The sequence below is a fragment of the Rahnella perminowiae genome (assembly GCF_019049755.1).
Lineage (GTDB): Bacteria > Pseudomonadota > Gammaproteobacteria > Enterobacterales > Enterobacteriaceae > Rahnella > Rahnella perminowiae.
Window position 1 is genome coordinate 1 of sequence record NZ_JAFMOS010000400.1, and the last position, 7,762, is coordinate 7,762.

Annotated in this window: 5 protein-coding genes and 1 pseudogene; 5 read left to right on the top strand and 1 reads right to left on the bottom strand. The window is 48.1% G+C overall.

Annotated elements, in window-relative coordinates:
- Positions 1-196, top strand: a pseudogene (locus tag J1785_RS05490) (RES family NAD+ phosphorylase); the annotation flags it as partial.
- Between the two features lie 419 nt (positions 197-615).
- Here J1785_RS05490 and J1785_RS05495 read toward each other — a convergent pair.
- Positions 616-1,560 carry an ArdC family protein gene (locus J1785_RS05495; RefSeq protein WP_217218980.1) on the bottom strand — a complete coding sequence of 315 codons (945 nt, stop codon included), beginning with the start codon at positions 1,558-1,560 and terminating at the stop codon, positions 616-618.
- A gap of 881 nt (positions 1,561-2,441) precedes the next feature.
- Here J1785_RS05495 and qatA point away from each other — a divergent pair.
- Genes qatA through qatD form a run of 4 tightly spaced genes read left to right on the top strand, consistent with a single transcriptional unit; the run spans position 2,442 to position 7,368 of the window.
- Positions 2,442-4,379 carry a Qat anti-phage system ATPase QatA gene (gene qatA / locus J1785_RS05500; RefSeq protein WP_217159179.1) on the top strand — a complete coding sequence of 646 codons (1,938 nt, stop codon included), beginning with the start codon at positions 2,442-2,444 and terminating at the stop codon, positions 4,377-4,379.
- Positions 4,380-5,222 carry a Qat anti-phage system associated protein QatB gene (gene qatB / locus J1785_RS26930; RefSeq protein WP_338020337.1) on the top strand — a complete coding sequence of 281 codons (843 nt, stop codon included), beginning with the start codon at positions 4,380-4,382 and terminating at the stop codon, positions 5,220-5,222. It begins immediately after the preceding gene.
- Positions 5,219-6,592, top strand: a complete 1,374-nt coding sequence (gene qatC, locus J1785_RS05510) for a Qat anti-phage system QueC-like protein QatC (RefSeq protein ID WP_217218978.1) — start codon at positions 5,219-5,221, stop codon at positions 6,590-6,592. The genes qatB and qatC overlap by 4 nt, the downstream gene beginning before the upstream one ends.
- A complete protein-coding gene (gene qatD, locus J1785_RS05515; RefSeq protein ID WP_217218979.1) occupies positions 6,589-7,368 on the top strand; it encodes a Qat anti-phage system TatD family nuclease QatD in 780 nt (259 codons plus the stop codon). Before qatC ends, qatD begins: the two co-directional genes overlap by 4 nt.
- The last annotated feature ends 394 nt before the right edge of the window (positions 7,369-7,762 follow it).

The following is a 7,762-nucleotide window of genomic DNA, read 5'->3' on the forward strand; positions in this document are numbered from 1 at the left end:
ACCTCCATCATGGAAAAACTCTGACCTTGCTCGTAGATACGGTGCTGATGGCCTTATTGATTGCTCAAGATTAATACCGGGCGGCTGGCATCTTAATCTATTTCGATGGAATGAACCTGGTGCTCCAGCTGTACACATTTGCGGAGAACCTATTGAATTCAGGCTATCTGTGGAAGGGAATAAATGGGATCTGTAACAAAAGAATCAGCCTCATGAACTTCACCATTACAACATTATGAAGATAGCACTCTGAGATGGGAGTAAGGAGCCAGAACCGAGGAATAAAGCCGCGAAAATGTTTTTTTACGGCGATTAGCATGATTGCTGGGCTTGAACATTCTTTTCTTCGCCAACGTCGACTCCTGGCTCTTAACTGACTGTCATATTTAGTTGTGTACTGTACGAGAAAGCTGTACAGCGATATGAGCTTATACAATTAATCACATGGAGTAACTACACATAAATCCCTTCTTGGGGTTGTTTTAATTCCACTGCAGGAACATGACTGTTCGGTGCTCGCCCTGTCTGCGCTCCGCCTCACTCATGTCCCTACAGCGTTACTGTTTTAAAAGACCCCTACACGCAAAGCCCCACTCCTTTGCAGTGCATTCCCGCTCAAAGCTTATCCATCAAATAACGATGCGCTTTGGATGACGCGCTGGCGGCCTTGAAAATATAGCGCTTGTCGTTCTTCAGTGCTTTCAGCCAGGAAGCGATATAGCTTTCATGCTGCACCTCTCCAACGATCCCCAGATCCGCCATCAGGAACGCGCTTCCCAGTTCGGCGATCAACTCCTCAAACGCATACCCCTCACTGCCAAACGTCCCTTTCATTTCACGGTTCAGCCAACTTTTTGCCCCGCTCCAGTGAATTAGTTCATGCAGGCCGGTGGCGTAGAAATTGGCAGCATCGGTAAAAAGACAACGTTCCGGTAAACGGATTTCATCGGTTGACGGTGCAAAAAAGGCGTTTTGTCCCTTCTCAATGATGGTTGCACCACTGTTACGGAAAAGCGCTTCCGCACGCGGTAACGGCTCAAAGGTCTCTGCCGCACAAACGGCTTCGTCACTCAGAGGCAAACCATCAATTTGCTCAACATTAAACACGGTGAACGTCTTCATCATTGGGATATAGTCAGTTTCTCCGTCGTCATTTTCCTTTTCCAGCGTGGTATAGAAAATGGCGGTAGTGCCGTGTTCTCCCTTGCGCACCTGCCCGCCTTCCGCTTTTGCCTGCTTGTAGGTCATCCAGCGCGAATCACTGAATCCCTGTTTTGAGGCACTGCACCATAGCAATATGATATTCATTCCACTGTAAGCAGCACCAGTCGCGTAGTTTGAAGGTAATCCTGACATGCCTGGTACGCGCTGCCACGGGCAGGACCACGGCTTAACGCCTGTTTCAAGGGCAGAAATGATGCTGTCAGTGACTGTCTGATAAATATCGGTTTTGGTTCTGGAAAATTTCGTTTTTGAGGAGCCTGACTGCTCCAGCGGGGATACGCTGGTCTCCGTTGCGGTGTTAGGGGCGCTAGTCTGGGTATGCAGGGAAATAGTCATGGTTTTTTCTCCGTCAGTGGTGTGATTTTCGTCTTCGTATCGCCTGACGGTTCGCTTTCCCGGCATCGTTCCATCCCGCAAGGGCGCAGCATGCGTGCTATTTACCCTTGCGGGACGGGTTGTGTTGGGAAACGATTAACCGGAAGCAGATACGAGGAATGAAAAGCACACAGGAGAAAAGGATCAGTCTCTACATAACCAGATGTAGCCCCCCTTGCTCCGCAGCGGTGAAAGGGATTTGGGATTTGGGATTTGGGATTTGGGATTTGGGATTTGGGATTTGGGATTTGGGATTTGAATTTAACGATATTAGTTCAGACTTGAACTGTCATTCTGACCTGCTCTCATTGATTAACTCAGAATGATGCGAAGTCTGCTTTTGGCATACATTGGGCTACTGTTGCAACCTGACAAGCTTACACTTGAATCAATTCAGTTATTTTTAGGGCAACATCAACTTAAATGCTCAGATAACGAACCATACCCTCCAATTTTTTGGCCCAACATGGCCCTTGCAAGGACATAGCTAATCCTCTCACACAAGCATTGCTATCTACCCATCAAAATAAGGCTGTCTTACCAGTTAAGGATATGTTGGCAAGAACAGTACCGGGATAGTAACAAGCTTCCTTTTGTGTGCAACTTCCTCAGCTTTATCGGTGCAGAAACGGTTTTCTTGTCGTTCAGGTTTGCTCAAACGTTGGGTTAGTTTTATGAAACTAAATGCTTCCATATGTTTCAGTCAGAGTTTAGGATAAATCTTAAGGTTAAGTATAGTGTTTGGGATCAAGAGATTGACTATTGCTTTTTCGATTGCAGTTGGCAGGAGCTGGTAGGAGATACGTCTTGAGAGCCGATGGTATGAACCTAGGAGATAATGCATGTTTTTGAACGATCAGGAAACAGCAACGGACCTGTTGTATTACGAAGCGATCGCCAAAACAGTGGTCAGGCTCATCGATCAGACATCCAATGTCCCGATCACTATAGGTGTTCATGGAGACTGGGGGGCAGGTAAATCAAGCGTTCTGAAAATGCTTGAGGCATCTTACGCTGGTGACGAGAAAACACTCTGCCTTTGGTTCAACGGCTGGACGTTCGAAGGGTTCGAAGATGCTAAGACAGTTATAATCGAAACCCTTGTTGAAGAGCTCATTCGGGCTCGCCCCGGTTGTACTAAAGTAGCTGATGCAGCGAAGAAAGTGCTGCGCAGAGTTGATTGGTTCAAAATCGCTAGGAAAGCTGGCGGACTCGCATTCACCGCTTTTACAGGTGTTCCTACGGCCGAACAGTTCAAAGGTATTTATGATTTCGCCACCAATCTATTGAGTTCACCACAAGACCATATATCAGCAGATGATATCAGAGATTTTGCCAGTAAGGCCGGTGAATTTATTAAGGAAGCTGATGGCGAGAATGAATCCCTTCCTAAACATATACATGCTTTCCGTCAGGAATTTAAAGAGCTTCTTATTGCTGCTAAAGTCGATAAGCTTGTTGTTATTGTAGACGATCTTGATCGGTGCCTACCTAAAACGGCAATCGCTACTCTCGAGGCGATTCGACTATTTTTATTCGTTGAAAACACAGCATTTGTGATAGGTGCAGATGAAGCGATGATTGAATATGCAGTGCGCGAACATTTTCCTGATCTACCGCAAAGCACAGGCCCTCTAACTTACGCTCGAAATTATCTGGAAAAATTAATTCAGGTTCCTTTCCGTATCCCGGCGCTAGGTAGTGCTGAAACAAGAATCTATACCACGCTGTTACTTACTGAAAATGCGCTCGGCACGCAGCACAAGTCTTTTGTACGACTGCTTGATAAAGCACGCGAGGAGATGAAACGTCCCTGGACCAGTCGTGGGCTGGACTGGGATGTAGTCAACGCGGTGATGGAGGGGAATATTCCGCCAGATGTAGAGCAGGCTCTGCAAATCAGCGCTCATGTTACCCCTCTGCTGAGCAAGGGAACCCGTGGTAATCCACGACAGATAAAACGATTCTTGAATTCTATGATGTTACGACAAGCTATTGCAGATGAGCGTGGGTTTGGTGAAGACATCAAGCGCCCTGTTCTGGCCAAGGTAATGCTTGCTGAGCGCTTTTATCCCACCTTTTACGAGCAGATCGTTCGCCATACTAGCAATCATAAAGACGGCAAACCTGACGTGCTGGCTGAGTTCGAGGAGCATCTCAGAGACGGAAAGACAGAAATCCCTCACATGGAGCCGCCCACTGAAAAAGATAATGAAAATAAGGATGCTGTTCTAGCCGAGTGGTTGAGAAATGAATGGGCTGTTGGTTGGGCTAGAATTGAGCCGAAGCTTGCGGGTGTGGACCTGCGTCCTTACGTATTTGTGACACGCGATAAGCAGAGTTCCTTCTCCATTTCGCAAATAGCGAGCCATCTAGCTGCGCTAATAGAAAAACTTATGGGACCTAAGCTCGCAGTTAGTGCGGTGAAAGACGATCTCGAAAAACTCGGCCCCCCGGAGGTGGACGAAGTATTTGACACTCTGGTCGAACGTATCCTTCAGCAAGATAGTTTCGTTAAAAAACCCGATGGCGTTGATGGACTTCAGTTCGTCGTGAAGATTTTACCCCAGACGCAGCGTAAGCTTCTAGAATTTATTCGGCGTATTCAGGTACCTAAAACAGGCGGCGCGTGGCTTCCCGGTTTTATGCAATGTTTTGTAGATCCTTCATTTGAAAGGGACTTTCGGGCAATAATGAATGATTGGGTTGAACAGCAGGAGAACATTCCTTTGAGCAACGTGACAAAAGGATTACTTAATATGCCAGGGATAAAAAAATAAATGGGGACTTCTAAAGCTTATGGTGGGCCAGCAACAGGTTTGGTTCCAGATTTTGTAGACAATCCGCCAGAACCTACGCTACCTCTACCTTCCGCCTCCCCGGCTGACGACCAGCCCCAGGATGAAGCCTCCTCAGCCCCAGTAGCACCTCCAGACTCGAGTGGTAGCGGTCCGCTCAGCTCGCCTAAAGGTGATTTCACGCGCTATGCGCGCTCCGGGAGCCGCAGCGCACTTGGAAAGGCCATTGCAAACTATGTACGAAATGGTACTGGTGGAGCAGGAAGAGCAAGCCGACGGATGGGATCGTCACGTGCCGTCGCAGGGGGATTGCTCAGTATCCTCGGTGATTTCCAGCAAGGTGGGGCTGCGCAGGCACTACAGCGCTTCAATCTGAATAATTTGTCTGACCAACCAGCTACTACCGTTTTCGTCTCTTTGATTGAGTTTCTCTGCCCACCAGGGGGATCTGTCGATGAAGGCATCGCAAGACAGGCAATGCTAGACACCATCGGCGACATGTCGGAGAGCGGCTTGGAGAGTTTCAATGCGTTAACATTCGAGCAACTTCAGGAAGTATTCATTGGGTTCGTGGTGCATTCAATCGAAGGCAGGGTCATGGCTGACATCGGGCACAACGCCATCAAGCTGCCCGATGACATCCAGGCTATCAGTGACATTCAGGCGACTCTGCATGATTTTGTAGATACGGCGACCCGTACTCAGTTGCAAGACGAAATAAGGGATATTGGCGGACTCTCTGGAGTCGCAGTTGAGGAAAAGGTTGAGAGAATCTATGAATATGCATTTGAATTGATAGCCAGTGAAGGAGAGAGATCGGAATGAGCCATCACACAATAATCGCGAGACTAGGGGCTTCGGATACGTTTCAGCCGGTGCTCAATCGTCTGCAAACACATACGACTGAGATCAATTTCCTGAAAGATAACGGCCGGCTAGATTATGGCCTCGGTCAGGCGCTGGAAGGGCTTGCTGAAATTGGATTAACGCCATCTGATAATTCTTTCGACCTAGCGCTGCTGGCGTTGACTGTCACCGCGGCGGACACACGAATTTCGCGTGAACAGAATGCGCAGGACAGGTGGACACGGGAGATTGCATTGCATGTCCCTATGGCTGATCCTGCGCTGTGGACGACACAGGCAGGACTTCTTAGCAAGCTCCTAAATTTCCTTACAGGTGATCGCTGGACTCTGCAGTTTCACGCGCGACCTGAGTTACAGGTAGAGCTCATTAGTGAATCGCCCTATGATCGCACAGTTGAACCTACATCTGTTTGTTTATTCTCGGGTGGTCTCGATAGCTTTATTGGCGCTGTTGATCTGCTTTCTGCAGGACACTCTCCGCTTTTCATCAGCCATTACTGGGATTCTGTTACCAGTCAATATCAGAGCGACTGTGCGGTTCGCCTGCAGAGGCATTTCGAACAGCCCTTTGCACACGTCAGAGCGCGTGTTGGTTTTCCTATTGGCACCGTTGAGGACGATGAGGGCGAAAACACATTACGCGGTCGTTCGTTTCTATTCTTCTCGCTCGCGGCAATGGCCGCTGATGCTGTAGGTGGCGAGACTGTAATCAATGTGCCGGAGAATGGACTCATATCGCTTAATGTTCCGCTTGATCCACTGCGCGTTGGGGCGTTAAGTACACGTACGACGCATCCGTACTATATGGCTCGATATAATGATCTTTTGCATAACCTAGGCATTACCGCCCATCTGGTTAACCCTTACGCGTTCGCGACAAAAGGTGAGATGGTTGCAAATTGTCGGGATCTGAATTTTCTGAGGCAACATGCAGCGGGTACTATGTCATGCTCATCTCCACAAAGCCGCCGCTGGGACCCAGACGAAAATGAACGTAAACCCAAACACTGTGGCCGGTGTGTGCCTTGCCTGATAAGGCGCGCGTCTCTGTTTAACGCATTTGGTATCGACAGCACACCTTACCGTATACGAGATCTCAGAGCGCAGGTTTTAGACAGCAATAAGGCTGAGGGAGAACATGTTCGTGCCTTCCAGTTCATACTGGCGAAGCTGGCGGATAACCCGGGACGCGCGAAATTCGACATACATAAACCCGGACCGCTCAGTGATAATCCCGCTAAAATCATCGATTATGAGGGTGTCTATACCAGAGGAATGCAAGAGGTGGGACGCCTACTCAATGGCGTTATTACGAGTCCGTTATCATGAGTAATGCTCAGAAGAAAGTCTCCCCACTGTGGGTTGACTTTCACTGCCATCTGGATCTTTACCCCGATCATAAAGAGATCATTGCCGAATGTGACAGAGCGCGCGTGGCCACATTAGCAGTGACGACAACGCCCAAAGCCTGGCAGAGGAATTGTGAGTTGGCGGAGCATTCACCCTTTGTACGTATAGGACTTGGGCTGCATCCTCAGCTGGTTGCAGAGCGCGAGCAGGAAGTGGTGCTACTTGAGCGCTATCTCCCTGCCACGCGTTACGTCGGCGAAATTGGCCTTGATGCAGGACCAAGGTTCTATAGAAGTTTTGAAGCTCAAGAGAGGGTTTTCTCCCATATTTTGTATGCCTGTACGGAGCAGGGAAATAAAATCCTAAGCATCCACAGCATACGTGCTGCGGCCAAAGTTTTGAGTCATTTAGAAAAAAGTCGACTGCTCGAAAACGGGCAGGCTATTCTTCACTGGTTCACGGGCACTATTTCTGAAGCAAGGCGAGCTGCCGAGCTTGGTTGTTATTTTTCGATAAATGAGGAGATGTTCAGGTCAGTAAAGCATCGAAAGCTCATCACCAGCCTCCCTTTGAACAGGTTATTAACCGAAACCGATGGTCCTTTCATACTGAATAATGCTGTCTCAATACGACCAACGGATGTTAACCGGACAGTTCGTGGAATTGCAGAACTTCATGGCCTCGATAATGAAGTAGCTGCTTCGTTGATTCTCAGCAATTTCAGAAATCTTGTCACCCTATCAGGGAAGAAATAACTCTTTTCTGGATGCAACTCGCGTTGATGGAAATTCGCGGTTAATAGTGCATGCCATGGTAATTTGAAACGTTTCAGCAGCTACTTTAACATTCCCCTCTATGAGCTGAAAGTGGCTACCCAGCACCGTATTGGCTGTTATTCAGGAGGGATGTTGAGTTTCCGCAGTAGGAGATCTATGATCTTAATTCATGGGTGAGCCGCGATAGTGGCCATCACATTGCGCAGACACGCCTCTGACTCCACGCCTTTTAGTTTGCAACTCCCTAACCAAGCGAAGCATTCAGGAATGAACTATATGTACGAAACAGATTTTGATGATTATCCACTCTCTTAGAATGGATATTTACAGTGCACTTTAAAGTCCTGAGAAAGTAATAATTCGGTCTGTATAT

Excerpts from the sequence above, each read along its gene's own strand:
- J1785_RS05495 (WP_217218980.1), bottom strand. The coding sequence starts at position 1,560 with ATGACTATTTCCCTGCATACCCAGACTAGCGCCCCTAACACCGCAACG.
- qatA (WP_217159179.1), top strand. The coding sequence starts at position 2,442 with ATGTTTTTGAACGATCAGGAAACAGCAACGGACCTGTTGTATTACGAA.
- qatB (WP_338020337.1), top strand. The coding sequence starts at position 4,380 with ATGGGGACTTCTAAAGCTTATGGTGGGCCAGCAACAGGTTTGGTTCCA.
- qatC (WP_217218978.1), top strand. The coding sequence starts at position 5,219 with ATGAGCCATCACACAATAATCGCGAGACTAGGGGCTTCGGATACGTTT.
- qatD (WP_217218979.1), top strand. The coding sequence starts at position 6,589 with ATGAGTAATGCTCAGAAGAAAGTCTCCCCACTGTGGGTTGACTTTCAC.